This is a genomic window from Acidovorax sp. LjRoot117, from assembly GCF_964252695.1.
Classification (GTDB): domain Bacteria; phylum Pseudomonadota; class Gammaproteobacteria; order Burkholderiales; family Burkholderiaceae_C; genus Acidovorax.
On the sequence record NZ_CAXUPO020000002.1, the window covers coordinates 419313 to 444933 of the forward strand.

Below are 25621 nucleotides of genomic sequence, written 5' to 3' on the forward strand. Positions count from 1 at the left end.
TACAGACCTGTCTGTAATATTTTAAGAACAGACAGGTCTGTATCTTTTCAAGCCCAACCATCAAGGACTGCCATGAAATCCACCCAGCCATCCATCGCCGTATTCGGTGCCGCCGGCCACACCGGCCAGTTCGTGGTGCAAGAGGCGCTGCGGCGCGGCCTGGCCGTTGTCGCCGTGGGCCGGGACGCACGCAAGCTGGCCGACACGATGCCGCCGGGCGTGGCCTGCCGTACCGCCGACCTGGCCGATCCGTCCAGCCTGGACCCGGCGTTTGCCGGCTGCGCCGTCGTCATCAACTGCGCCGGGCCGTTCATGGACACCGCCGTGCCGGTGGGGCAGGCCGCCCTGCGGGCAGGGTGCCACTACCTGGACGTGACAGCCGAGCAGGCCAGCACCCTGGCCACCCTGGACGGTCTGGATGCTCCGGCCCGCGCGGCGGGCCGCGTGGTGGTGCCAGCCGCTGCCTTCTACGGCGGGCTGGCCGACCTGCTGGCCAGCACGCTCGCCGCACCGGGCCCTATCGACATGATCACCGTGGCGGTCGCGCTCGACCACTGGTGGCCCACGGCGGGCACGCGCCGCACCGGCGAGCGCAACACCGCGCCCCGGCTGGTGGTCCGGCAGGGCCGACTTGCGCCCTTGGTGCCGTCCGCCGACGTGCCGGACTGGACCTTTGCCGAGCCGCTGGGCCGCCAGGCCATGGTCGAGATTCCGTTCAGCGAAGTCATCACCCTGGCCCACCACCTGCCGGTGGGCGAGATCCGTTCGCTGCTCAACCGCTCTGCGCTGCAGGACATCCGCGATGCGGCCACCCCGCCACCCACGGCCACGGACGGCACGGGGCGCTCAGCCCAGCGGTTCGAGCTGGCCGTACACGTGGTGCAGGGCGGCTCCAGACGCATGGCGGGGGTGCGCGGCCAGGACATCTATGCGGTGACGGCACCCATCGTGGTGGAGGTGGCGCAGCGTCTGCTCGGCCCTGCGTACCCGCACCGCGGCGCGCTGGCCCTGGCGCAGGCCGTCGATCCGGTGGACCTGCTGCAGTCGCTCCACGCGGCGGGTGCGCTGAAGTGGTTTGGAGATGGTGCGCCGACCTGACCGGCGATAACGCGACAACCGCAATAACGGCGTTCAAGGCGTTGCGCCGTGATAGCTGCCGTGATGGCTGTTCAAGCTCCCGGGGGCCTCACGGGGATCGCGTAGTGCATCACCGACTGCTCGGATGTCGGGTGGTACTGCGCATCGTAGATCTCCAGGTCCGGCCCCAGGGAATGGGCCTGGCCGGACGACATCATCCAGCTGCCATAGATGTAGTTGACCGTGGCATCGACATTTTGCGCGGGGCCGCGGTGGGTGAACCGCGCATAGGTCGCTGCTGGAAGCTCCAGCGCAGCCATGCCCGGCGGCACATCGCCGGGGCCCTGGACCTCAATGCAGGCCAGGTAGCGCAACTGCTCGCTGTCGGGCGAGGCCGGTGCCACCACGCCGTAGCAGACGCCTGGTATCGCGTTGGTAATTTCTTTCAGCCGCGGAACGAACTGTCCCCAGAGGGGTGGCAGCTTCTGGCCCAGGTTGTTCTTTTCGGAGTCGATGCCGTAGTAGTCGGTGGGCAGGCCCACCATGCGCATGGCGGGGCGCGCTTCGATCTGGGGTGCCAGCGAGACGTTGTGGCGCAGGTGCGCCAGGTAGCCCTCGTCCAGCCGGATCTTGCGCACGAAGAGCGATCGGTTGCCCATGCGGCGGTATTGCGACGGGGTCAGCCGAAAGCAGTCCTTGAACGCGCGGGTGAAGCTCTCCTGCGTCTCAAAGCCGGCGGCCAGTGCGATGTCCAGCACGCTCAGGCGGGTGCCGGCCAGTTGCTCCAGCGCCTGGGCAAACCGGCGCGAGCGGATGTAGGTCTTCAAGGTCTCGTGGGTCAGCGCCTTGAAGATGCGCTGGAAGTGCCACTGGCTCAGGCCCGCGGCCCGTGCCACGTCGGCCAGCTCGATGTCGGATTCGAGGTGGGCCTCGATGAAGTCGATGCCCTCCTGGAGTTGTCGCAGATGCAGCACGGGAGTCGGGCCTGTGGTTCAAGGGGTTTCGAAGAAACCGGTCATGGCCACCAGCCGGTTGTCGCCGTTGTAGCGGCCGTAGCTCACGCCCTCGCCGATCACCTGGCCGTTGCCGTCCAGCATGTTCCACTTGGCGATGCTTTGTTGGTGGTGGCTGGCGAAGTAGTGCGTCACGAAATGGCCGCCGGGCACCTGGCGGTGAAAATCGTCCATGTAGGCCGTCAGTTGCCCCCAGCCCTGCGTGGCGGCCAGTGGGTCGTCGTAGGTGCAGGCGGGGTCGAGTGACTGCGCAAATAGGGCATCGCGCTCGGTGGGCGAGTCGGTTTTCCACGACGCGGTGTAGGTGTCCCAGATGGATTGAAGTGGCTGGCTCATGGTGCGGTACTCCTGTTGGTGGATTGGAGACGCCATCGTGCCGAGCACCTATCCGTCATTTGGACATTTTGTGCTTTTTTCTTCGCTTGCCACAGGCCCGTTGCATCGTGCCAATGATGGCGGGCATGGGCCGCAGGCTATGCGCTGGCGGGCGGCGCTACGGCCACGCCCAGCAGCTGGTGCAGCCGGGGGCTGGTGGTGGTGTACTGCAGCGCCACCTTGTCGCCCTTGAGCGCCTCGGCCGCGCCGAAAGCAGCCAACGTGGCTTCATGAAAGCCGCACAGGATCAGCTTGCGCTTGCCGGGGTACGTATTGATGTCGCCCACCGCGTAGATGCCCGGCACGCTGGTGCGGAACGCCTCGGTGTCCACCACCAGCTGCTTGCGGTCCATGGCCAAGCCCCAGTCGGCGATCGGCCCCAGGCGCGGCGAGATGCCCAGCACCGGCACCAGCAGGTCCAGCGCCAGCGCGCGGGTACTGCCATCGGCATCCACCAGCTGCAGTGCGGCCAGCCGGTCGCCCGCAGTCTCGATGCCCGTGATCTGTGCGGCCTCGACATGGATGCGGCCTGCATCCCGCAACTGCTGCAGGCGCTGCAGCAGGGCGTCAGGCGCCTGGAACACATCGCGGCGGTGCAGCAGGCTCACGCGGGCGGCCAGGCCGGCTTCGGCCAGCTCCACCGCACGCGCCACGGCGGGCTCGTCGCCCCCGTGCACCACCACATGCTGCCCGGCCAGCGCGGTGTCGGCAGGCAGGCTTTGGTAATGCACCTGCGTGCCCACATATTGCTCGATGCCGTCCACCTTGAGCGCGCGCGGCACAAAAGCGCCCACGCCCGCCGCGATGAAAACGCTGCGGGCCAGCAACTGCGCACCCTGCGATGTCTCGACCAGCAGGCGTCCGTCGTCCTGTAGAGACAGCGCAGCGACCAGCGTGTTCAGGTGCCAGTGGGTCTGGAAGGGCTCGATCTGCCGCAGCAGCAGCGCCGCCAGCTCGCGCCCGGTGCACACCGGAATGCCCGGAATGTCATAGATGGGCTTGTCGCCATACAGCTCCACGCACTGGCCGCCCGCATGGGGCAGGGCGTCGATCAGGTGGGCGGTGATGCCCTGCAGGCCCAGCTGGAAGACCTGGAACAGGCCCACCGGGCCGGCGCCGATGACGACGGCGTCGGTTTCTTGAATCATGGTCGGCACGGCAGGGTGGCAGCGTCAGGCGCCACGCCGAGTTGGATCGACACAAACCGTTCACGCTGAGCTTGTCGAAGCGCGGCGCAAGGCTTCGACAAGCTCAGCCCGAACGGTTGGGGGTGAAGGGTCACTTGACCAATTCGTTGACCTTGCCAGGCTTGCCATTCCATTCGTCGGCGTCGGGCAGGGCGGGCTTGCGCTTGGTGATGCTCTTCCAGCCGTCGGCAAAGGCCAGGTCGGCGTTGATCTTGATGAAGGCGATCTGGTCTGCGGGCAGGTCTTCTTCGGCAAAGATGGCGTTGGCCGGGCACTCGGGGATGCACACGGCGCAGTCGATGCACTCATCGGGATCGATGACGAGCATGTTCGGGCCTTCGCGGAAGCAGTCCACAGGGCACACGTCCACACAATCGGTGTACTTGCACTTGATGCAGTTTTCGGAGACGACGTGGGTCATGACAGTGTTGTGTGGGTCGGTGAAAACCCTCGATTTTAAAAGCTTTCACCGACCTTTGGTTACAGGGCCCCTCTCTTGGGAGGGATGTCTTGAGAATTTGCCTTCAAACGCCTGACGCCGGTGGTTCGCCTTGCCGTGCCAAAGCACTGTCTGCGGCTCCCGCCTGGTCATGCGATGGAGGGCCAACCCGTCTCTGGCCTGATGTGGATCAGTTCACCAGCACGGCGCCGGCCGTCTTGTGGCTGGCGGTGTCCACCAGGATCAGGGAACCGAGCACGCGTGCCATGCCGAACGCAGCCGCCGGGATGGCCTCTTGCAGCAACAAATCCACATGGCCGATGGCGTTGGGGTCGAGCTGCGTGGCGGCTTCTTCGGCCAGCGTGTTGATGTTGAGCTTGTGCACCACGGCTTTCACCTTGGCCTTGACCCAGCGGTGGCCGTGCAGCGCCCAGTACACGCGGCCGGCGACCAGGGGTTCGTCGTCCATCCACGCCACGGTGGTGCGCAGTTCGCGGCTGGCGGGCCAGGCGGGCGTGGCGGCGGGGGTGTCGCCGAAGTCGTCGTCGGCGGGCGCAGCGGCAGCCGCCGTGGGCGCGGCCAGGATCCAGTCGCCGCGCGAGACGTCCACCTCGCGGTCCAGGATGATGCCGGCGCTGGTGCCTGCGGGCACATCGGCAGGGCGGCGGGCATGGTCCAGCACCTGGGCCACGGTGGCGAGCTGACCACTGGGGAAGATCTGCACGGCGGTGCCGGGCGCAACGCGGCCCGACGCCACACGGCCCCAGAACACGCGGCGGCCCTGGGATGTGTCCGACGACGAGGACGAGGTTTTCTCGACCCACTGCACCGGGAAGGCCAGGGGCAGGCCGGTGTCGGCGGGCGTGTTGGGCAGCTCTTCGAGCACCTGCAGCAGCGTAGGGCCGTTGTAGCCGCACCAGCCGGGGTGGGCGTCCACCACGTTCCAGCCCTTGAGGGCCGACACGGGGACCGTCGCACGCACGGCGATGCCGGCGGCCTGGGCGAACGCTGCCAGCGCGCCCTGGATGTGCTTCCAGGCCAGGGCGGGGTCTTCCACCGCGTCGAGCTTGTTCACGGCGAACACCAGCGAATGCACGCGCAGCAGGTGGGCCAGCAGGCTGTGGCGGCGGGTCTGCGGCAGCAGGGCCAGGCCGGCGTTCTTCCAGTCGAGCTTGGTGGCATCGACCAGCACCACGGCCGCGTCGGCGCTGCTGGCGGCCGTGACCATGTTGCGGGTGTACTGCTCGTGGCCGGGTGCGTCGCCGATGATGAACTTGCGCTCTTCGGTGGCGAAGTAGCGGTACGCCACGTCGATGGTGATGCCCTGCTCGCGCTCGGCCGAGAGGCCGTCGGTCAGCAGGGCCAGGTCGGTCTCGCCCTGGCGCTGCACACCGGCCAGGTGGTCCTGCAGCACGGCCTTGCTGTCCACCAGCAGGCGGCCGATCAGCGTGCTCTTGCCGTCGTCCACCGACCCGCAGGTGATGAACTTCAGGGCGGAAGCATGGTTGTTTGGGGCTGTACCGCTTGCCTGCAAAGCGCTGCTAGCTATCGAATTCATAGTGGTCATCAGAGTACCCGTCTCAAAAATAGCCGTCTTTTTTGCGCTTCTCCATCGAAGCGTCGCTCGTCTTGTCGTCCATGCGCGTGGCGCCACGCTCGCTGACGTCGGCGGCCAGGGTCTCGATCACGATGTCGGCCGCGGTGGCGGCGGTGCTCTCCACCGGTGCGGTGCAGGTGATGTCGCCCACGGTGCGAAAGCGCACGTCGCGCGTCTCCACCACGTCGCCGTCGCGCGGCGGGGTCAGCTCGGTCACCGGCATCAGGAGGCCCTTGCGGTCCACCACCTGGCGCTTGTGGGTGTAGTAGATGCTGGGCAGCGCAATGCTTTCGCGGTCGATGTACTGCCAGACATCGAGCTCGGTCCAGTTGCTGATCGGGAACACGCGAAAGTGCTCATTGGGCTGCAGGCGGGTGTTGAACAGGGTCCACAGCTCGGGCCGCTGGGCCTTGGGCTGCCATTGGCCGAAGCTGTCGCGGTGCGAGAAGATGCGCTCCTTGGCACGGGCCTTTTCCTCGTCGCGGCGCGCACCGCCGATCAGCGCGTCGAAGCGGAATTCCTCGATGGCTTCGAGCAGCGTGACCGACTGGTGCACGTTGCGGCTCTCGCCGGGGTGCGACAGGCGCACGGTGCCGCGCGCCATCGAGTCTTCGACGCTGCGCACGATGAGTTCGGCACCGAGCTCTTTGGCACGGAAGTCGCGGAAGTCCGTCACCTCGGGGAAGTTGTGGCCCGTGTCGATCATGAGCAGCGGGTACGGAATGCCGCCGCCGCTCGCCTTGGTGCCAAAAGCTTTCTCGGCGCACTTGAGCATCACCAGCGAGTCCTTGCCGCCCGAGAACAGCAGGGTGGGGCGCTCGAAGGCGGCGGCGACTTCACGCAGGATGAAGATGGTTTCTTCTTCCAGCGCGTCCAGGTGCGAGTTGTTCAGGTGGTAGCTCATGTCGTTGTTCTGCAGCAGCTGCGCGGCATCGGTGCGGGCATTCATGGTGGGTTGCTTTCGGTCGTCGATTCAATGTCCGTGGCGTGCGCAACTGGCACGCCCGAGGCCAGTGCACCTGTGGAACCGGCTTTGCCGGGCCACCGGGTGCGTCCCCCTCCCGCGAAGCGAGACAGGGGGAAGACGCGAAGCGGCTCAGGGGGTGTCATTTCAGTGCGCTATGTGAAGGCCGCACTCACGGTTGTCTTCGCCTTTGGTCGGATCCACATAGTCAAAGTTGTTGGGCAGGCCGTGCTTGACGCAGTACTCGTGCAACTCTTTGGAGGACCAGTGCAGCAGCGGCGCCACCTTGATCAGGCCGTCGGGGTTGATGCTGACCGGGTCCATCTGTGCGCGCACGGCGGTGTCGGTGGCGCGCAGCGCGGTGAACCAGACGTTGGGTGCGGTTTCGCGCAGGGCGCGGGCAAAGGGTTCGAGCTTCACTTCTTCGGTGAACGCAGCGTGGCGTGGGTCGTCCAGCGCAGGCGTCGGTCCGTCCACGGCCTCACGGTGCGCGCGCGAGCGCAGCGGCAGGTAGATCTTGAGGTTCAGGCCCAGCTGCTTCGTCACCTCGTCGGCAAAGCGGTAGGTGGCTTCGGTGTTGTAGCCGTTGTCCATCCAGACCACCGGCACGTCCGGGTTCACCGCGGACACCATGTGCAGGATCACCGCCTCGAACGGGCGGAAGTTGGTGGTGACGATGGGGCTCTGGCCCAGGCCCAGGGCCCAGGCGACGAGGCCTTCGGCGTTGCGGCCCAGGTCGGCATTGACGCGTGCGAGATCGAATTGGCTCATGGTGGAGTGCTGGTGGGTGTGCGTAGCAGCGCTGCGGGCCTGGCTCAGGCGGCAGCCTTGTCGGCAAAGATGGGTTGCGGGTGCACCGCGTCGCCCTGGTAGAAGCCGGGGAACATCTCGAACTGGCGCTGTGCGTCGGCCGGGTCCACGCCATCGCGCAGCACGGCCGACGAAAAGCCCGTGCGCTGCATCTGCACCAGCTGGTCGATCAGCACGTCGCCCGTGGCGCGGATGTCGCCTTTGAAGCCGCGGCGGCGGCGCAGCAAGAAGGCCTGGCTGAACGCGCGGCCATCGGTGAAGTTGGGGAAATGCAGGTCCACGCGCTCGACGCCGTCGAGCGGCAGCGCCAGTGCGTCGGCATCGTTGGCCAGCGCCACGGCGCGGGCATCGCCCTCTGCGGGCGGCTGGTGGTCTTGGGAGGCAAGAATTTTCATGGGTCTCATCAGGGCTTGGCGGCTGGCGATCAGGCGGTGGCCAGCTCTTGCTTGGCGGGGTGGCGAGCGGTCTTGGCGGCTTCCTTGAAGGGGTCGAGGCCGGTGCGGCGCACGGTGTTCTGGAAGGTCTCGCCGCTTTCGCGCAGGCTGCGGTAGGTGGTCAGCACGGCTTCGATCACGTCCGGCACCTCGGCGGCCGAGAACGACGGGCCGATCACCTTGCCGGCCACGGCGGCGCCCGACAGGTCCGAGCCGTCCGAGCCGCCGAGCGTGACCTGGTACCACTCCTTGCCGTCCTTGTCGACGCCCAGGATGCCGATGTGGCCGCTGTGGTGGTGGCCGCAGCTGTTGATGCAGCCGCTGATGTGCAGGTCGATCTCGCCGATGTCGTCGAGCTCGTCCAGGTCCTGGTAGCGTTGGGTGATGGCCTCTGCGATGGGCAGCGAGCGGGCGTTGGCCAGCGCGCAGAAGTCGCCGCCGGGGCAGGCGATCATGTCGGTGAGCAGCTGCACGTTGGCGCTGGCCAGGCCCAGGGCCTTGGCCTCTTGCCACAGGTCGAACAGGCGGCTGGCATGCACCCAGGGCAGCACCACGTTCTGGTCGTGCGTCACGCGGGCTTCGCCGGCGGAGTACTTGTCCACCAGGTCGGCCACGGCGATCAGCTGTTCGCTGGTCGCGTCGCCGGGCGACTGGCCGGGGCGCTTGAACGATAGCGTCACGGCGCGCAGCTGCGGGTTCTGGTGCGCGTGCACGTTGCGCTGCAGCCAGCGGCCGAAGGCCACGTGCTCGGCCGCCTGGGCCGTGAGCGATGCCTGCAGCGCCGCGGGGTCCACGTCGGCGATGTCGGCCAGTTGGGGTGCCACGAAGCACGCCGCCACGCGGTCGAATTCGGCCTGCGGCACGGTGTGCGGGCCGCCGTCGATCTCCACGATCTGGCGGTACTCTTCTTCCACATCGTCGATGTACTGCTGGCCTTCGGACTTGACCAGGATCTTGATGCGGGCCTTGTACTTGTTGTCGCGGCGGCCGTGCTCGTTGTACACGCGCACGATGGCCTCGATGTAATTCATGATCTGGTTCCAGGGCAGGAACTCGCGGATCACCGTGCCGATCACCGGCGTGCGGCCCATGCCGCCGCCCACGAAGACCTTGAAGCCGATCTCGCCCGCATCGTTCTTGATGAGGTGCAGGCCCACGTCGTGCCAGCCGGTGGCGGCGCGGTCGTCCTTGGCGCCGCTGATGGCGATCTTGAACTTGCGCGGCAGGAACGCGAACTCGGGGTGCAGCGTGGTCCACTGGCGGATGATTTCCGCGTAGGGGCGCGGGTCCACGATCTCGTCCACGGCCACGCCGGCCAGCGCGTCGGTGGTGGTGTTGCGGATGCAGTTGCCGCTGGTCTGGATGCCGTGCATGTCCACGGTGGCCAGCAGGTCCATCACGTCAGCGCTCTTGGACAGCGGGATCCAGTTGAACTGCACGTTGGTGCGCGTGGTGAAGTGGGCGCAGTTCTTGGGCAGGAAGGTGGTGCCCAGCAGGCCCTGGCCTTCCATGGCGGCCTTGAACACGGCCGCTTCGGGCTCGTCGTACTCGCGGGCGATGGTGGCCAGCACGCGCAGCTGGCGGCTGGCGATCTCGCCGTAGGGCACGGCCACGCGCAGCATGGGGGCGTAGCGCTGCACGTACCAGCCGTTTTGCAGGCGCAGGGGGCGGAAGTCGTCCTCAGCCAGTTTGCCGGCCTGCCAGCGGTTGAGCTGGTCGCGGAACTGGTGCGCGCGCTGCTCTACGAACTTTTTGTCGAAAGGGGTGTATTGATACATCGTGGACCCATCAGATCATTATTAATTTGGCGCCCGCCCAGGCCAGCAGGAGGGACAGCGCGGAGCGGATCAGGCGTTCAGGTGTGCGGGTGACCAGGCGCGAGCCCAGCCAGATGCCCGGCAACGAGCCAGCCAGCAATTGTGCAAGCAAAGGCCAGTCCACCGAGCCCAGCGTGGCATGGCCCAGGCCTGCCACCAGGGTCAATGGCACCGCGTAGGCGATGTCGGCACCGATCACGCGTGGCAGGGGCAGCAGCGGGTAGACCAGCAGCAGCACCGTGACGCCGATGGCGCCTGCGCCCACTGACGTGAAGGTGACCATGGTGCCGATCACGGCGCCCAGCAGCACGGGCAGGGCCCAGTGGCGGGGGCGCGTGGCATGCTCGGCACCGGCCACGCGCTTGGCATGGTCGGCCGCCTGGCGTTCGCGCGAGAAGGCCACCACCTTGTACAGCGTGGCCGCCGCCGTCAGCAGCAGCGCAAAGCCCAGTGTCGTGGTCATGATGCGCTGCGCCGTGCCGCTGGCGGGACCCAGGATCTGCAGCGCCCACAACGACAGCAGCGCGGCCGGGATGCTGCCCGCGCACAACTGGCCCACCACGCGCCAGGGCACCAGGCGCTGGCGCGCCATGCTGACCGTGCCGCCCATCTTGGTGAAGGCCGCGAACAACAGATCGGTGCCGATGGCCAGGTGCGGCTTCACGCCGAAGAAAAAGATCAGCACAGGCGTCATCAGCGAGCCACCGCCCACACCGGTCAGGCCGACGATCAGCCCCACCGCAAAGCCCGCAAAAACAAACGCCAATTCATGCATGGCAGCGAATGTAGAGGCCTCGCTTATGAAAACAAACTATTGTTTTTGACTTCCAGTATGTCTTTTTTCATATAAGCAAGGATTGATGCGGGATGTGGCGGGGTTGCCGTGCCCAGCCCTGCAGGGGCTGTCGTCCCGTCAAAGCCGCTCGCTGCCCAGGGCCCTGGCCAGTCTGGCGTCCAGCGGCAGGGGCTCGCCCTGCAGCCTGGCGGCCAGCAGTTCTGCGCACAGCAGCGCCAGCGTGAGGCCGCGGGCCCCCATGGCAGTGCAGGCCCAGATGCCGGGCAGGGTGGCAGGGTCGACCGGGCCGACGATGGGCAGGCGGTCGGCGGCCGTGCAGCGGACGGCGGCCCAGGACTGGACCGCAGCGGCAGGTGGCGTCGGGCTGGCGGCTGCGCCGGGGCCTCCACCCACGGGCACCACCGTGGCGAACGCAGGCTGTAGCTGCTGCGCCACAGCCGGGAGCAGCGTCTGCAGCTTGGCCCAGTTGGTGGCGTGCGCGGCCTGCTGGTCGGCGGGCGAAGGGGGCAGGGCGCTCACATCGCGCTCGAAGGTGGAGCCCATGACCCAGGCTGTGGCAGGGGGGGCGCCCTCGGCGTGGGTGTCATCGTTGCCATCGCTTGGGGGAAACCGGGGCACCAGGTTGCCGTGGCCGTTGACCGGAAACGGCACGCGCGGGGCCTCTGCCGCGGTTGACGCAGCCCCCCAGGACACCTGGCCGCGCACCGGCTGCAACTGCCAGTGCGCCGGCAGCAGTGGCAAGCTGCCGGCCCCTGCCGCGATGACGACGACGGGTGCTTGTGCCAGCACATGGCCCTGTTCGTCCAGGGCCTGCCAGTGGCCGGCAGCGCCCGGCGGGGTCGTCTGGGCCGCTGTGTCAGGGGCGGCGTCTGCGTGCTCAGGCGTTGGGGCGTCCGCGGGCGCGGGGTCCACGCGCCGCCATTGCGCCACCTTGCACCGACCCTGCCACTCGATGCCCGGTTGCGCCATCAGCGCGGCCACCAGGCGGGGTGGCCGCACCCAGCCGCCCTGGTGGTGCCAGCATGCGGTGGTGGACAACGGCAGGCCGGCGGCCTGCAGGGCGTCGGCGCTGGCGGCCTCGCTCCAGTCCGCGCCGGCTCCGTCGGCCCAGCCGGCGCCCAGGCCCGGCGTGCCGTCGGTGCGGTGCTCCAGTACGCCGCTGGGGGCCCACTCCGCCCCTTCGCGCAGCAGCCAGGCGGCCTGTTGCAGCGTGGTGCGCACCCCGCTGCGCGACAGGCGCGACAGCACGCTGTCGTCCGGCGACACATGGGGCGCGAACACGCCTGCGGGCAGGCCGGATGCGCCCGCCGCGGGGGCGTCGGCCTGGTCCAGCACCTGCACTTGCCAACCGCGCCGCGCCAGGCTGGCGGCCGTGGCTGCACCGGCCAGTCCGCCGCCGACGACGATGCAGCGGCCGGGTGGCCGCGGGGCGGTCCCGGCGGCATCCTGGCGCCCATCCTTGCGGGATGTGCGGGGCTCCCAGCGCGGGTCGTACACCGCATGCAGGTTGTCGCGCTTGGGCGGCACGCCCGGCACGCGGCTCACGTCGAAGCCGCACTGCGCCAGCGCGTCGCGCACGGCCCGCGCAATGGTCCAGGTGGCCAGGCGGGTGCCGCGGCGGCAGCAGCGTGCCACGGCTTTGAGGGTGTGCAGGTCCCAGATTTCGGGGTTGCGCTGGGGGCTGAAGCCGTCCAGGTAGACCGCGTCCACCGTCAGGCTCTGCGCGCGCAGCATGGCCTGCGTGTCGCCCACAAACAGGGTGAGCAGCACACGGCCTTCGTCGAACCGCAGACGGTGCACGCCCGGCAGCAGGCCCCACCATTGGCGGTGCAGTTCCTCGGCCAGCGGCGCCAGGTCGGGGTGGGCCGTGGTGGCGCGCAGCAGGTCGGCCGCGCTCACGGGCCAGGCCTCGGTCGACACGAAGTGCAGCAGGGTGGGGCGCGCGGGGTCGGCCCGCCAGGCAGCCCAGGTCACCAGGAAGTTCAGCCCGAAGCCGAACCCGGTTTCCAGAATGCGCCATTGCGGCTGCCCCGCCCACGCCGCGGGCAGGCCGCAGCCGTGCAGGAAAACGTGGCGGGCCTGGTCCAGGCCGCCTTTTTCACTGTGGTAGCGGTCGCCGAAGCGGGGGCTGTAGGGGGTGCCGTCCGGCAGCCAGTCCACTGGTTCGGACATGAGGCTTGGACGTGTGTGCTGACTGATTGTTGCGACGGGTGCGAAAAGGTGCGCGGTTCGCTGCTTACTCGCTGGGGGGCACGTAGCCGGCCGCAGCATCTGCGCCACCGCCAAAGAAGTGATTCTCCATCTGCCGCGCCAGGTACTGGCGGGCGCGGGCGTCGGCCAGGTTCAGGCGGTTTTCATTGACCAGCATGGTCTGGTGCTTGAGCCAGCCGGCCCACGCTTCCTTGCTCACGCTTTCCCAGATGCGCTTGCCCAGCTCGCCGGGGTAGGGCGGAAAGTCGAGGCCCTCGGCTTCCTTGTTGAGCTTGATGCATTGGACGGTGCGTGCCATGGGGTTTCCTTGTGTATGAATGTGGGGTGAGCCGCGTCCTGGAGGTGGTGCGGCTCAGATGATTTGGATATAAAGAACTGAAATCTCAGTAGTTCCAGTTTTGTAGAGGGGCTTTCAGAATGCGCTTCATCGGTGAATTGCACCGTTCAGCATTCCAAAAAAGAGGCCTCCCAATGAACTTTCGCCGCGACTTTATCAAGTTTCCCTTCGCCGCCGCCCTGGTGGGCAGCTTGGCCCTGACGGCATTGCCGTGCTTTGCGCAGTCCGTGACGCTGCTCAACGTGTCGTACGACCCCACCCGCGAGCTGTATGTCGACTTCAACCAGGCGTTCGCCAAGCACTGGAAAGCCAAGACCGGCCAGGACGTGACCGTCAAGCAAAGCCACGGCGGCTCGGGCAAGCAGGCGCGCTCCATCATCGACGGGCTGGAGGCCGACGTGGCCACCCTGGCGCTGGCCGGCGACACCGACGCGCTGCACACCAACGGCGGCTGGATCCCCAAGGACTGGCAAAAACGCCTGCCCCACAACAGCTCGCCCTACACCTCCACCATCGTGCTGGTGGTGCGCCAGGGCAACCCCAAGGGCATCAAGGACTGGGACGACCTCGTCAAGCCCGGCATCAGCGTGATCACGCCCAACCCCAAGACCTCGGGCGGCGCCCGCTGGAACTACCTGGCCGCGTGGGAATTCGCCAAGCGCAAGTACGGCGGCGACGCCAAGGCCAAGGACTTCGTGGCCAAGCTGTACGGCAACGTGCCAGTGCTGGACACCGGCGCACGCGGCTCCACCATCACGTTTGCCCAGCGCAACCAGGGCGACGTGCTGATCGCCTGGGAGAACGAGGCCTACCTGCTGGAAAAGGAATTCGGCACCAAGTTCGACGTGATCGCCCCCTCGATCTCCATCCTGGCCGAGCCCGCCGTGACGGTGGTGGACAAGAACGTGGACAAGAAGGGCACGCGCGCCGTGGCCGAGGCCTACCTGCAGTACCTGTACACCGAAGAAGGCCAGGACATCGCCGGCAAGCACTTCTACCGCCCGGCCGTGTCCGACAAGGCCAAGGCCAAGTACGCCAAGCAGTTCCCCAAGCTGAACCTGTTCACCATCAACGACGCGTTCGGTGGCTGGGACAAGGCGGCCAAGGAGCACTTTGCCGACAACGCCAGCTTCGACCAGATCTACACCAAGAAGTAAGTTCACCCCGAAGCGGCCCTGCGGCCGCCTCCCCTCAAGGGGCGCCACCCGTGGCCCGGCGAAGCCGGATCCACGGTGGCGCTGGCCAAGTCACGCCCTCAGGAAACACATTTCATGTCCGCTCTTCTCATCGCCGGCAGCCCCTCCGAGCGTTCACGCTCCGCCGCTCTGCTGGACGCTGTCGCCCAGCGCCTGACGGTGCGCGGTGCGCTGGTGGACCGTATCCACATCCGCGACCTGTCGCCCCAGGCCCTGCTGCTGGCTGACTTCGGCCATCCCACTGTCGTGGGTGCCGTGGACCAGGTCGCCCAGGCCAGCGTGCTGGTGGTGGCCACGCCGGTCTACAAGGCCGCGTACAGCGGCGTGCTCAAGGTCTTTCTGGACCTGCTGCCACAGACGGCGCTCAAGGGCAAGATCGTGCTGCCCCTGGCCACCGGCGGCAGTCCGCACCACATGCTGGCGCTGGACTATGCGCTGCGCCCCGTGCTGCAGTCGCTGGGTGCCAAGAGCATCCTGCCCGGCATCTACGCCACCGACGCTCAGGTCACGCTGACGCCCGAAGGCGCCTACCACGTGAACGAAGACATCGCCACACGGCTGGACGACGCCGTGAACGTGCTCGTCACGGAAACCCTGCGCCCCTCGCCCGCCCAGGCCACGCGGTTTGCGCCGGTGCATTTCTCGCAGGTGCGATGTAGCGTCTGACGGGCGCCGCCCGCCCTGCGCGCACCCCACCGTGGGGGTGTTGCGGCGCGGCCGGGCTCCCGCATTTCTCGTTCCCCCTTTTTTTACAGACCCGCTGCCCCGAGCGGTGGGCTGGGCGGAGCACTGCCCGGGTTCAGACAGACGCCACCTTTTTCCATGATTCAAAGGACATTCACCATGAGCACACTGACACGCGACGGCGCAGCCAGTTCAGACCGCGCGCAACATGCCCCGCGCGCCGGCGGCCTGGCCGCCCTGCGCAACATGTTCATCGGCTTCGTGGTCTTCACGGCCTTCGTGCTGATCGCCGCCTTCCTGCTGGCACAGCCGGTGCAGGCCCAGACCAAGGGCGAGTTGCGCATCGGCTACCAGAAAGCCGCCAGCCTGTTCGTGCTGCAAAAGGCCACGGGCACGCTGGAAAAGAAGCTTGCGCCCCTGGGATTCGGCGTGAAGTGGGTCGAGTTCCCGGCGGGCCCTCAACTGCTGGAAGGCCTGAACGTGGGCGCCGTGGATGTGGGCTATGTGGGCGAGGCACCGCCCATCTTCGGCCAGGCCGCCGGTGCCAAGTTCGTCTACTTCGGCCACGACCCCGCCGCACCGCGCGCCGAGGCCATCCTGGTCGCCAAGGACTCGCCCATCAAGTCGGTGGCCGACCTCAAGGGCAAGAAGGTCGCGCTCAACAAGGGCAGCAACGTGCACTACCTGCTGGTCAAGCAGCTGGAGAAGAACGGCCTCAAGCTGTCCGACATCACGCCTGTGTACCTCGCCCCGGCCGACGGCCGTGCCGCGTTCGAAAGCAAGAACGTGGATGCCTGGGTGATCTGGGACCCGTTCCAGGCCGCGGCTGAAAAAGCCACCGGCGCCCGCGTGCTGGCCGACGGCACGGGCGGTGTGGTCAACAACTACCAGTACTACCTGGGCGCGCGCGACTTCGTCACCAAGAACCCCAAGGTCATCGCAGCGCTGTTCGAAGACTCGGTGGCGCAAGGCATCTGGCTCAAGAAGAACCTGCGCCAGGCCGCAGAGCTGATCGCGCCGCTGCAAGGTCTGCCGGTGGACGTGGTCGAGCTGGCGCTGCAGCGCTATGAATTCAACGTCAAGCCCATCACGCCTGCGGTGGCGGCCGACCAGCAAAAGATCGCCGACACGTTCTTCGAGCTGAAGCTGATCCCCAAGGCCATCAAGGTGAGCGACGCCGTCGTGCTCGGCGCGCAGCCTTGATGCCCCGGCCTGTTGCACACGCATCCATTTTCAGAAGAACACCATGACGACTTCGATCTCCCTGTCCCGCCGCCGCCTCGTCCAGGGTGCGGCCAGCGCTGTGGCGCTGCCGGCCTTCGGCGCGTTGGCGCAAACAACCCCGGCGCGTGAGTTCCGCATCGGCCACCAGAAGGGCTTCCTGAGCCTGCTCAAGGGCCGCGGCACGCTGGAAAAGCGCCTGACCCCGCTGGGTGTTTCCATCAAATGGACCGAGTTCACCGCCGGCCCCGTGCAGCTCGAAGCACTGAACGTCGGCTCCATCGACTTCGGCGACGTGGGCGAAGCCCCTCCGATCTTTGCCCAGGCCGCAGGAGCCCCGTTGGCCTATGTGGCCGCCACCGTGCCCCGCCCCAAGGCCGAGAGCGTGCTGCTGCCCAAGGGCTCGCCGATCAAGACCGTGGCCGACCTCAAGGGCAAGAAGATCGCGCTCAACAAGGGCAGCAACGTGCACTACTTCCTGGTCAAGCTGCTGGAGAAGCACGGCCTCAAGTACAGCGACGTGAACGTGGCCTTCCTGCCCCCTGCCGACGCGCGCGCCGCTTTCGAGAAGGGCTCTGTGGACGCCTGGGTGATCTGGGACCCGTTTGCCGCCGCGGCCGAAAAGACGCTGGATGCCCGCCTGCTGGCCGACGCCACGGGCGTGGTGGGCAACCGCGCGTACTACTTCTCGTCGCTGCAGTACGCCGACAAGAACACCGATGTGCTGCGCATCGCGATCGAAGAGCTCAACAAGATCGACATCTGGGCCAAGGTCAACCGCGACCTGCTGGCGGCCGAACTGGCCCCGCTGTTCGGCATCCCCAAGGCCGTGCTCGATCTGTCCACGTCGCGTGCCGAGTACGGCACCGGCCCGGTGACGCCCGAGATCCTGGCCGAGCAGCAAAAGATCGCGGACACCTTCTTCAACCTGAAGCTGATCCCCCAGCGCATCCAGGTGCGCGATGTGGCGCGCTCGCCGTGGTAGGGGGCGGGGTGCACCCCCTGAGTCGCTTCGCGCCTTCCCCCTCTCTCGCTGCGCGGGAGGGGGACGCACCCGGTGGCCTGGCAGAGCCAGATCCACGGGTGCACTGGCCTCGGCAGCGCCAGTTTTAACGGCCGTGCGTCACACAGTCGCCGCAATTGAAACCAAGGAGCCCTGACATGCCCACCGCTTCCGCTAATCCTGTCCACGACGCAGCACGCCGCGTGCTGCGCACCACGGCCAACGCCTGGCGCCTGAAGGCGCCGGCGCGCAGGCCGGTCCGCACGCGCAACCGTGTGCATGCCGGTGTGCGTGCCGATGTGGCGGCGGGCGGCATGCGGGCTTGTCCATTGCGTTTCGGCTTTTCGCTGGCGGGCTACGGCCTGGCCTTCTCTTACTGATCCCCTCACGGCACACGTTCAAGGCACGCGACGATATGAAAATCTTCTGGTTCATCCCTACCCACGGCGATAGCCGCTACCTTGGCACGGCCAAGGGCGCACGCCAGCTCAGCCTCGAATACCTGCAGCAGGTGGCAGTGGCCGCCGACAGCCTGGGCTACGAAGGCGTGCTCATCCCCACCGGCCGTTCGTGCGAAGACCCGTGGGTCATCGCATCGAGCCTGCTGGCGGTCACCAAAAAGCTCAAGTTCCTGGTCGCCGTGCGCCCCGGCCTGCACCAGCCCGCGTTGGCCGCCCGCATGGCCGCCACGTTCGACCGGCTCTCCGGTGGGCGCCTGCTGGTCAATCTGGTGACGGGTGGCGACCGGGCCGAGCTGGAAGGCGACGGCGTGTTCCTGGACCACGCCACGCGCTACGAGCAGTCGGCCGAGTTCATCCGCATCTGGCGCGAGATCCTCACGCGCAGCCACCGGGGCGAAAGCTTCGACTACGAAGGCAAGCACCTGTCGGTCAAGGGCGCCAAGCTGCTGTTCCCGCCGCTGCAGGAGCCGCATCCGCCCGTGTACTTCGGCGGCTCGTCCGACGCTGCGCACGACCTGGCGGCCGAGCAGGTGGAAACGTATCTGACCTGGGGCGAGCCACCGGCCGAGGTCGCCAAGAAGGTGGCCGACGTGCGCGCCCGCGCGGCCAGGCACGGCCGCACCGTCAGCTTCGGCATCCGCCTGCACGTCATCGTGCGCGAGACCGAGGCACAGGCCTGGGCCGCAGCCGAAGAGCTCATCAGCCATGTGGACGACGAGACCGTGGCGCGCGCGCAGTCGGTCTTTGCACGCATGGACTCCGAAGGCCAGCGCCGCATGGCCGCGCTGCATGCCGGGGGCGTGAAGCGCAGCCGCGCAGATCTGGAGATCAGCCCCAACCTGTGGGCCGGCGTGGGCCTGGTGCGCGGTGGCGCGGGCACGGCCCTGGTGGGCGACCCTGAGACGGTGGCCGCGCGCATCACGGAATACGCAGACCTGGGGCTCGACCACTTCGTGCTGTCGGGTTACCCCCATCTCGAAGAAGCCTACCGCTTTGCCGAGCTGGTGTTCCCGCTGCTGCCGCTGGGCGTGCGCGAGAAGCTCACCGGCGGCAATCCGCTGGGCCCGTTCGGCGAAACCGTGGCCAACGACTTCGTGCCACGCGCTTCGCAAAGCTGAACGCACCGATGAGGAGCCACGCCATGAGCATCCAGTCCATCAACCACGTGCAACTGGCCTTTCCGGCCGGTGCCGAGGCGCCGATGCGGCGCTTTTACGCCAGCCTGCTGGGCCTGCCCGAGGTGCGCCTGCAGGCGGGCAACACGCTGCGCTTTGCCGCGGGCACCCAGCGCATCGACCTGGTGCCCACCGAGCACTGGCAGCCCGCGCCCGCGGTGTCGCACCTGGCATTCGAAGTGCAGGACCTGCCGGCCCTGCGCCACCGCCTGCTGCAGGCCGACCTGCCGCTGGTAGAGAACCGCGCGCTGCCCGGCTATCTGCGCTTTTACGTCAAGGACCCGGCGGGCAACCAGCTGGAGTTCCTGGAACCCGATCACGAACAGGAAATCACCCCATGACCCCAACCCAGACCGTCCGCGAGCTGCAGGTATCGCCTGTGGCCGATTCCGTCGATCTGCCGATCGACAAGCCCGTGCTGCCTGCAGCGCTCTCCCGCTTCCTGTCCGGCCTGCTGCAGCGCCTGCTGCCCTGGGCCGTGCCCGTGGGGCTCATCGTGCTGTGGCAGATCGCATCGTCGCAGGGCTGGCTGTCCACCCGCGTGCTGCCAGCGCCGCTCGAAGTCATCAAGGCCGCGTGGACGCTCACCGTGTCGGGCGAGCTGTGGACCCACGTCAAGGTGAGCGCCGGCCGCGCGCTGGCAGGCCTGGCCATTGGCGGCGGGCTGGGCCTGCTGCTGGGCCTGCTCACCGGCTCGGTGCGCTTGTTCGAGACCCTGCTCGACTCCACCATCCAGATGGTGCGCAACATCCCGGCGCTGGCGCTCATCCCGCTGGTGATCCTGTGGTTCGGCATCGACGAATCGGCCAAGCTGTTCCTCATCAGCGTGTCGGTGTTCTTCCCGATCTACCTCAACACCTTCCACGGCATCCGCAATGTGGACCCGGGCCTGATCGAGATGGGGCGCACCTATGGCCTCGGCCGCTGGCAGCTGTACAAACAGATCATCCTGCCCGGCGCGCTCTCCAGCATTCTGGTGGGCCTGCGCTTCTCGCTGGGCCTGATGTGGGTGATCCTGATCGTGGCCGAGACCATCTCGGCGCAGGCGGGCATCGGCTACCTCACGATGAACGCCCGCGAGTTTTTGCAGACCGACATCGTGCTGGTCGGCATCCTGCTGTACGCACTGCTGGGCAAGCTGGCCGACCTGTTCGCCAAGGGCCTGGAGCGCTACTGGCTGCGTTGGCATCCTGGTTATGCAACCCCCTGAGCCGCTGCGCGGCTTCCCCCTTCTCTCTACGCGCTGCGCGCTAGGGAAGAGGGACGACGCCAGCGCGGCGGGGCGGCCCTTGCGCGGCGTCCCTCGCTTCGGGCGCGCCAGTTGCAAAGATCGCGGGCAAGACATACCTCGCTGAATCGCCCACTCTCACTGTCATTCCAACATTGCGGACCACCATGACCACCTCTTTCAACCTTCACCGGCGCACCGTGCTGGGTGCCATCGCCGCGTTGTCGAGCGGTTTGGCCGCCGCGCAGGGCAAGCCTGAAACCTTGCAAACACTGCGTATTGGCTTGCAAAAGTCATCCACACTCACCACCATCCTGCGCACGCGCGGCACGCTGGAGCAGTTGCTCGCGCCGCTCAACGTCAAGGTGACGTGGCACGAGTTCACCAGCGGCCTCCCGCTGCTCGAAGCGCTGAACCTGGGCAACATCGACGTGAGCGCCGACGTGGCCGACACCGTGCCGGTGTTCGCCCAGGCGGCGGGCGCCAACCTGACCTTCGTGGCGCAGGAATCGCCGTCGCCATCGGCCCAGGCCATCGTGGTGCGGGCTGATTCGCCCATCAAGACGGTGGCCGAGCTCAAGGGCAAGAAGATCGGTTTTGCCAAGGCCGCCGGCGTGCACTTCCTGCTGATCGCCGCGCTGGAAAAGTCCGGCCTGTCGTTCAAGGACATCGAGCCTGCGTACCTGACCCCCGCGGATGGCCGCGCCGCCTTCGAGCGCGGCGCCATCGACGCATGGGTGGTGTGGGACCCGTTCCTCGCCGCCGTGCAAAAGCAGTCCGCCGTGCGCGTGCTGGCCGACGGGCGCGACCTGGCCTCCTACCAGCGCTACTACCTGGCCGGCACCCCGTTTGCCCAGGCGCGGCCCGACGTGCTGCGCGTGTTCTTCAACGAGCTGCAAAAGGCCGGCGTGTGGGTCAAGCAAAGCCCCAAGGACGCAGCCGCGCTGCTGGCGCCCGTGTGGGGGCTGGACGCGGGCGTGATCGAGCTGGCCAACAGCCGCCGCAGCTACGAGGTGCGTGCCGTGGTGCCCGCGGCGCTGACCGAACAACAACGCATCGCCGATGCCTTCTTTGCCGAAAAGCTGCTGCCCAAGCGCGTGAACGCGCTGGACGTGCCGCTGTTCAAGACCGGAGCCTGACACCATGACCCAGACGACCAACACCCCCGCCGCGCAAGGCGTGCGCCTGGAAGTGCGTGGCGTGGACAAGCGCTACGGCGCGCGCGACGTACTCAAGAAGACCGAACTCGTGATCGAGCCTGGCCAGTTCGTGGCCATCGTGGGCCGCAGCGGCTGCGGCAAGAGCACGCTGCTGCGCCTTGTGGCGGGGCTCGAATCCGTGTCGGGCGGCGCGATCCGCCTCGACGGCAAGGACGTGGCCGGCCTGAGCGAGGACACCCGCATCATGTTCCAGGACTCGCGCCTCTTGCCCTGGAAGCGCGTGGCCGACAACGTGGCCCTGGGCCTGCCGCCCACGCGGCGCGGCGCCGCCGCCGACGTGCTGGCCCGCGTGGGCCTGGGCGACCGCCTGGGCGAATGGCCTGCGCGCCTGTCCGGCGGCCAGCGCCAGCGCGTGGCCCTGGCCCGAGCCCTGGTGCACAACCCGCGCTTGCTGCTGCTCGACGAACCGCTGGGCGCTCTCGATGCCCTGACCCGCATCGAGATGCACCGCCTCATCGAAGGCCTGTGGCGCAACAGCGGCTTCACCGCACTGCTGGTGACCCACGATGTGCAAGAAGCCGTGGCCCTGGCCGACCGCGTGATCCTGATCGAGGACGGGCAGATCGCGCTGGACCAGCGCATAGACCTGCCGCGTCCCCGGTCGCACGGTGACGCCGCCTTTGCCGCCATCGAAAAGCGCATCCTGGACCGCGTGCTGCAAAAGCCCGACGGCGAGCCGGCGCACGAAGCGCCGTGGCCCGGCGTGCCTGCGCATGGTCTGCGCTGGGCGGTGTAGCCGTTTCTGGCGCCCGCTGCCTGTCGCTGCTTTCTTCCTGTCTTCTGTCATTCCTTTCTTCGCCCAAAGGCCCCATCAAGGAGAAACACATGTCCATCCAAGCCATCAACGTGCGCAACCAGTTCAAGGGCAAAGTCCGCGAGATAGTGCGCGGCGATGTCGTCTCCGAAGTCGATGTCGAAACGCCCTGGGGCATCGTCACGTCGGTCATCACCACGCGCTCGGTGGACGAGCTGGCGCTGGCCGTGGGCTCCGACGTGGTCGCGCTGGTCAAGTCGACCGAGGTGTCCATCGCCAAACTGTGAGCGGGTGAGAGAGGAAAAATGCCCCTACCGCTTGCTGGTAGGGCGCAAGGCGCTATGAAAATAGTAGTGTTTGCAGACAGGCCTTTTTGCAGGGCCTGAATCTCTGGTATCGAGGGGGCCGGGGCTCCGGTGGATGGGGCCTCGCAGAAGCAGCGGCGCAGACGGCCGGGGTTGCGACACACGGCGCTATGTCGTATGATGCGCATCATGCCAAAGTCCACGCACCATTCCAGAGCCGCCGCCAAGGAGGCCACGCACGAGCGCATCGTGTCGGTGGCCTCGCGCGCGATCCGGCGCGAGGGCTACCACGGCACGGGCGTGGCGGACATCATGAAAGAGGCGGGCCTGACGCACGGCGCCTTCTATGCGCACTTCGACTCCCGCGAGGCCATGCTGGCCGAGGCCGCTGCCAAGGCATGCACCGAATCCGCAGCGCTGGCGGCCGGTGCCGCGGCCGGCGAGCCGTTGCCCCGCGCGCTGGCCGCCATGCTCTCGGCCTACTTGTCGCGCCAACATGTCGAGAGTGTCGAGATGGGCTGCCCCCTGGCGGCCCTGGGCTCGGAGACATCGCGCCAGGCACCCGAGGTGCGCCGCGTGGCCACCCGGCATATCAAGGAAATGGTCGATCTCATCGCGCGCCAGTCGCCGCAGTGGGGCCAGCCCGCAGCCCACGACCAGGCGCTCGTCACCATGGCCACGATGGTGGGTGCGCTGGTGCTGTCCCGCGCGGTGGACGAGCCCGCGCTGTCGGACAGCCTGCGCGAGGCCGCGCTCAAGCACCTGATACAGCTGACGAACTCGACGCACGCTGCAGACGCTGCACCTGCCACGCCGCCCGGCGCGCCCGGCTGACTTCCCCAGCGGGGCGCTTTTTTTTGCCTTTACATATGACGATCATCATGCGACTTTGCTTGCGATCTGCACCGCCTAGCGCTGTGTCCTTTACCCAGGAAGCCCCATGAAAGCCTTTGTCCTTGACCGCTACGCCAAGCAGGGCCCACTGCGGCACGCCGATGTCCCCGCGCCGGACCTGCGCGACGACGAGGTGCTGGTGGCGGTGCATGCCGCCGGCGTGAACCTGCTCGACGCCAAGATCCGCAGCGGCGAGTTCAAGCTCATCCTGCCGTACGCCATGCCGCTGGTGCTAGGGCACGACGTGGCGGGCGTGGTGGTGCGGGTGGGGCCGCGCGTGCAGCAGTTCCAGCCGGGCGACGAGGTCTATGCCCGGGCCGACGATTTCCGCATCGGCACCTTTGCAGAACTCATCGCCGTCAAGGCATCGTCGCTGGCCCGCAAGCCCCGCGGCCTGACGATGGAAGAGGCCGCATCGATCCCGCTGGTGGGCCTGACGGCCTGGCAGGCGCTGGTGGAAAAGGCGCAGTTGCGAAAAGGCCAGAAGGTCTTCATCCAGGCCGGGTCGGGTGGGGTGGGCACCTTTGCCATCCAGCTGGCCAAGCACCTGGGCGCCACCGTCGCCACCACGGCCAGCGCGGGCAATGCTGCGCTGGTCCACAGCCTGGGCGCCGATGTCGTCATCGACTACAAGACGCAGGACTTCGAAGAGGTGCTGCGCGACTACGACGTCGTGCTGCACAGCCAGGACGGCAAGGCGCTGGCGAAGTCGCTGCGCGTGCTCAAGCCCGGCGGCCAGGTCGTCTCGATCTCCGGCCCGCCCGACCCGGCATTCGGCCAAGCCATTCGCGCCCCCGGCTTTGTGCGGCTGGTGATGCGCCTGCTGAGCGCCGGCACCCGGCGGCGCGCCAAGGCGCTGGGCGTGGGCTACTCGTTCCTCTTCATGCGGGCGCACGGCGCGCAGCTGCAGGAGATCACGCGCCTTGTCGAAGCGGGCGCCATCCGCCCGGTGGTCGACAAAGTCTTTCCGTTCAGCGCCACCAACGACGCCCTGGCCTATGTGGAAGCGGGCCGTGCCAAGGGCAAGGTCGTCATCCAGGTGGTGTGAGCCAGCAGGCCGCTGCACATCCTTTTTCACACGCCGTCAGTCCCCACCCAACGTCCCATCCGTTCCACCTGTCCCTCTGGAGATTTCCATGAAGATCGAAAACGCTGTCGTCCTCATCACCGGTGCCAACCGCGGCATCGGCCTGGCATTTGCCCGCGAGCTGCTCGCCCGCGGCGCACGCAAGGTCTACGCCGGTGCGCGCGACCCCGCCACCGTTACGCCCCAGCCGGGGGTGCAGGCCCTGCGCCTGGATGTCAACAACCCGGCCGACGTGGCCGCTGCAGCGGCTGAGGCGCACGATGTGACGCTGGTCATCAACAACGCCGGCATCGCCCAGCCTGGGGGCTTCATGGCCGCCGATAGCGAAGAGGTGGCCCGCCGCATCTTCGACACCAACGTCTTCGCCGTGCTGCGCGTGAGCAAGGCCTTTGCGCCCATCCTCGCGGCCAATGGCGGTGGGGCTCTGCTCAACGTGCTGTCGGTGGCGTCGTGGGTCAACGGCGGCGAGCTGGCGGCGTATTCGGCCAGCAAGTCGGCCGCATGGTCGCTGACCAACGCACTGCGCCACGAACTGGCGGCGCAAAAGACGCAGGTGCTGGGCCTGCACATGGCCTATGTCGATACCGACCTGACGCGCGGCTTCGACGTCCCCAAGTCGAGCCCCGAGCAGATCGTGCAGCGCGCGCTGGACGGCCTGGCGGCAGGCGCGGACGAAGTGCTGGCCGATGAGCTCACGCAGCACGTCAAGCTGTCGATGACGGCCACGCGGCCGAGCTACCTGCCGCAGCCCGCCTGAGACACCAGCAACCTCCCCGGCTGAACCGGCCGCTTCCATTCGCCCCGCCAGATTGCAAGGTCTGGCGGGGCGGCTGCGTTTGGCAGCGGCCATCGGGTGGTGCGGCCTGGATGCCGGGGGCACTTCCACGGCCCGCGCTTATGCCGTGGTGGCTGCAACTCATGCCCCACACATCTAAGTCAAAGCTTATGAGTAATGACCATTTATTCGTATAAGAAACTTAATTTACATTGCTTCTGGTTGTTTAGTTTTGTGGATGCACGGCAGGTTGCCCGGTGCGACAGATCGTTGTCGACACGGGCCTCCGCCCCAGCATCCGCCCATTTTTTTCCTATCTTCCAGGAGCCTTTTCATGTCCATCCAAGCCATCAACGTCCGCAACCAGTTCAAGGGCAAAGTGCGCGAGATCATTCGCGGCGATGTCGTCTCCGAAGTCGATGTCGAAACCCCCTGGGGCATCGTCACGTCGGTCATCACCACCCGCTCGGTGGACGACTTGGCCCTGGTCGTGGGCTCCGATGTGGTGGCCCTGGTGAAGTCCACCGAAGTCTCCATCGCCAAGCTCTGACCCGGAAGCAG

Annotated in this window: 28 protein-coding genes; 16 read left to right on the forward strand and 12 right to left on the reverse strand. The window is 67.5% G+C overall.

Going from position 1 to position 25621, the window contains the following annotated elements; all coding sequences use genetic code 11:
* Positions 1 to 72 precede the first annotated feature (72 nt).
* Positions 73 to 1098: a saccharopine dehydrogenase family protein gene (locus tag ACSQ3D_RS07285; protein ID WP_436126406.1), complete on the forward strand. Its 1026-nt coding sequence runs from the start codon at positions 73 to 75 to the stop codon at positions 1096 to 1098.
* A gap of 71 nt (positions 1099 to 1169) precedes the next feature.
* Here the strand turns inward: ACSQ3D_RS07285 and ACSQ3D_RS07290 are convergent, their stop codons facing one another.
* The 12 genes from ACSQ3D_RS07290 to ACSQ3D_RS07345 form a co-directional block, all read right to left on the reverse strand.
* Positions 1170 to 2051, reverse strand: coding sequence for an AraC family transcriptional regulator (locus tag ACSQ3D_RS07290; protein ID WP_436126407.1), 882 nt, complete (start codon positions 2049 to 2051; stop codon positions 1170 to 1172).
* Positions 2052 to 2069: 18 nt separating this feature from the next.
* Positions 2070 to 2426 (reverse strand): nuclear transport factor 2 family protein, encoded by a 357-nt coding sequence (locus ACSQ3D_RS07295; protein ID WP_436126408.1) that lies wholly within the window; start codon positions 2424 to 2426, stop codon positions 2070 to 2072.
* A 137-nt stretch (positions 2427 to 2563) separates the two neighbouring features.
* Positions 2564 to 3613, reverse strand: coding sequence for an NAD(P)/FAD-dependent oxidoreductase (locus ACSQ3D_RS07300; RefSeq protein ID WP_436126409.1), 1050 nt, complete (start codon positions 3611 to 3613; stop codon positions 2564 to 2566).
* A 130-nt stretch (positions 3614 to 3743) separates the two neighbouring features.
* The gene (gene fdxA, locus ACSQ3D_RS07305; RefSeq protein ID WP_056168144.1) at positions 3744 to 4073 is read right to left on the reverse strand and encodes a ferredoxin FdxA; all 330 of its coding nucleotides are present in this window, start codon (positions 4071 to 4073) and stop codon (positions 3744 to 3746) included.
* A gap of 208 nt (positions 4074 to 4281) precedes the next feature.
* Positions 4282 to 5658, reverse strand: coding sequence for a sulfate adenylyltransferase subunit 1 (locus ACSQ3D_RS07310; RefSeq protein WP_436126410.1), 1377 nt, complete (start codon positions 5656 to 5658; stop codon positions 4282 to 4284).
* 13 nt (positions 5659 to 5671) lie between these two features.
* Positions 5672 to 6637, reverse strand: a complete 966-nt coding sequence (gene cysD, locus ACSQ3D_RS07315; RefSeq protein WP_056421263.1) for a sulfate adenylyltransferase subunit CysD — start codon at positions 6635 to 6637, stop codon at positions 5672 to 5674.
* A gap of 162 nt (positions 6638 to 6799) precedes the next feature.
* Positions 6800 to 7423 carry a phosphoadenosine phosphosulfate reductase domain-containing protein gene (locus ACSQ3D_RS07320; RefSeq protein ID WP_436126411.1) on the reverse strand — a complete coding sequence of 208 codons (624 nt, stop codon included), beginning with the start codon at positions 7421 to 7423 and terminating at the stop codon, positions 6800 to 6802.
* Positions 7424 to 7467: 44 nt separating this feature from the next.
* Entirely contained in the window at positions 7468 to 7857 is a 390-nt protein-coding gene (locus ACSQ3D_RS07325; RefSeq protein WP_056421265.1) for a DUF934 domain-containing protein, read from the reverse strand.
* A 29-nt stretch (positions 7858 to 7886) separates the two neighbouring features.
* Positions 7887 to 9674 carry a nitrite/sulfite reductase gene (locus ACSQ3D_RS07330; protein WP_436126412.1) on the reverse strand — a complete coding sequence of 596 codons (1788 nt, stop codon included), beginning with the start codon at positions 9672 to 9674 and terminating at the stop codon, positions 7887 to 7889.
* A 10-nt stretch (positions 9675 to 9684) separates the two neighbouring features.
* The gene (locus ACSQ3D_RS07335) at positions 9685 to 10488 is read right to left on the reverse strand and encodes a sulfite exporter TauE/SafE family protein (RefSeq protein ID WP_396505543.1); all 804 of its coding nucleotides are present in this window, start codon (positions 10486 to 10488) and stop codon (positions 9685 to 9687) included.
* A gap of 138 nt (positions 10489 to 10626) precedes the next feature.
* Entirely contained in the window at positions 10627 to 12681 is a 2055-nt protein-coding gene (mnmD, locus tag ACSQ3D_RS07340) for a tRNA (5-methylaminomethyl-2-thiouridine)(34)-methyltransferase MnmD (RefSeq protein WP_436126413.1), read from the reverse strand.
* Between the two features lie 64 nt (positions 12682 to 12745).
* Positions 12746 to 13018, reverse strand: coding sequence for an oxidative damage protection protein (locus tag ACSQ3D_RS07345; RefSeq protein ID WP_056421269.1), 273 nt, complete (start codon positions 13016 to 13018; stop codon positions 12746 to 12748).
* 173 nt (positions 13019 to 13191) lie between these two features.
* Between ACSQ3D_RS07345 and ACSQ3D_RS07350 the strand changes: the two genes are divergently transcribed.
* From ACSQ3D_RS07350 to ACSQ3D_RS07420, 15 genes are all read left to right on the forward strand, one after another.
* Positions 13192 to 14214 (forward strand): sulfate ABC transporter substrate-binding protein, encoded by a 1023-nt coding sequence (locus ACSQ3D_RS07350; protein WP_436126414.1) that lies wholly within the window; start codon positions 13192 to 13194, stop codon positions 14212 to 14214.
* A 114-nt stretch (positions 14215 to 14328) separates the two neighbouring features.
* Positions 14329 to 14919, forward strand: coding sequence for an NADPH-dependent FMN reductase (gene ssuE, locus ACSQ3D_RS07355; RefSeq protein ID WP_056421271.1), 591 nt, complete (start codon positions 14329 to 14331; stop codon positions 14917 to 14919).
* Positions 14920 to 15096: 177 nt separating this feature from the next.
* Entirely contained in the window at positions 15097 to 16140 is a 1044-nt protein-coding gene (locus ACSQ3D_RS07360; protein ID WP_436126415.1) for a sulfonate ABC transporter substrate-binding protein, read from the forward strand.
* Positions 16141 to 16183: 43 nt separating this feature from the next.
* A complete protein-coding gene (locus ACSQ3D_RS07365; protein ID WP_436126416.1) occupies positions 16184 to 17143 on the forward strand; it encodes a sulfonate ABC transporter substrate-binding protein in 960 nt (319 codons plus the stop codon).
* A gap of 176 nt (positions 17144 to 17319) precedes the next feature.
* Positions 17320 to 17541, forward strand: coding sequence for a hypothetical protein (locus ACSQ3D_RS07370; protein WP_218381706.1), 222 nt, complete (start codon positions 17320 to 17322; stop codon positions 17539 to 17541).
* A gap of 35 nt (positions 17542 to 17576) precedes the next feature.
* Positions 17577 to 18740 carry an FMNH2-dependent alkanesulfonate monooxygenase gene (ssuD, locus tag ACSQ3D_RS07375; protein ID WP_436126417.1) on the forward strand — a complete coding sequence of 388 codons (1164 nt, stop codon included), beginning with the start codon at positions 17577 to 17579 and terminating at the stop codon, positions 18738 to 18740.
* Between the two features lie 23 nt (positions 18741 to 18763).
* On the forward strand, positions 18764 to 19138 hold the full coding sequence (locus ACSQ3D_RS07380; protein WP_436126418.1) for a VOC family protein: 375 nt from the start codon (positions 18764 to 18766) through the stop codon (positions 19136 to 19138).
* Complete coding sequence (gene ssuC, locus ACSQ3D_RS07385) at positions 19135 to 20007, forward strand: aliphatic sulfonate ABC transporter permease SsuC (RefSeq protein ID WP_436126419.1); 873 nt, start codon at positions 19135 to 19137, stop codon at positions 20005 to 20007. The genes ACSQ3D_RS07380 and ssuC overlap by 4 nt, the downstream gene beginning before the upstream one ends.
* Before the next feature lie 185 nt (positions 20008 to 20192).
* The gene (locus ACSQ3D_RS07390; protein WP_436126420.1) at positions 20193 to 21164 is read left to right on the forward strand and encodes an aliphatic sulfonate ABC transporter substrate-binding protein; all 972 of its coding nucleotides are present in this window, start codon (positions 20193 to 20195) and stop codon (positions 21162 to 21164) included.
* 4 nt (positions 21165 to 21168) lie between these two features.
* Positions 21169 to 21981: an ATP-binding cassette domain-containing protein gene (locus tag ACSQ3D_RS07395; protein WP_436126421.1), complete on the forward strand. Its 813-nt coding sequence runs from the start codon at positions 21169 to 21171 to the stop codon at positions 21979 to 21981.
* Positions 21982 to 22070: 89 nt separating this feature from the next.
* Entirely contained in the window at positions 22071 to 22286 is a 216-nt protein-coding gene (locus ACSQ3D_RS07400) for a TOBE domain-containing protein (protein WP_436126422.1), read from the forward strand.
* Between the two features lie 195 nt (positions 22287 to 22481).
* Positions 22482 to 23138: a TetR/AcrR family transcriptional regulator gene (locus ACSQ3D_RS07405; RefSeq protein WP_436126423.1), complete on the forward strand. Its 657-nt coding sequence runs from the start codon at positions 22482 to 22484 to the stop codon at positions 23136 to 23138.
* A 106-nt stretch (positions 23139 to 23244) separates the two neighbouring features.
* Complete coding sequence (locus tag ACSQ3D_RS07410) at positions 23245 to 24246, forward strand: NADP-dependent oxidoreductase (protein WP_436126424.1); 1002 nt, start codon at positions 23245 to 23247, stop codon at positions 24244 to 24246.
* Positions 24247 to 24334: 88 nt separating this feature from the next.
* Positions 24335 to 25042, forward strand: coding sequence for an SDR family oxidoreductase (locus tag ACSQ3D_RS07415; protein WP_436126425.1), 708 nt, complete (start codon positions 24335 to 24337; stop codon positions 25040 to 25042).
* A gap of 352 nt (positions 25043 to 25394) precedes the next feature.
* Positions 25395 to 25610, forward strand: a complete 216-nt coding sequence (locus ACSQ3D_RS07420; RefSeq protein ID WP_056168199.1) for a TOBE domain-containing protein — start codon at positions 25395 to 25397, stop codon at positions 25608 to 25610.
* The last annotated feature ends 11 nt before the right edge of the window (positions 25611 to 25621 follow it).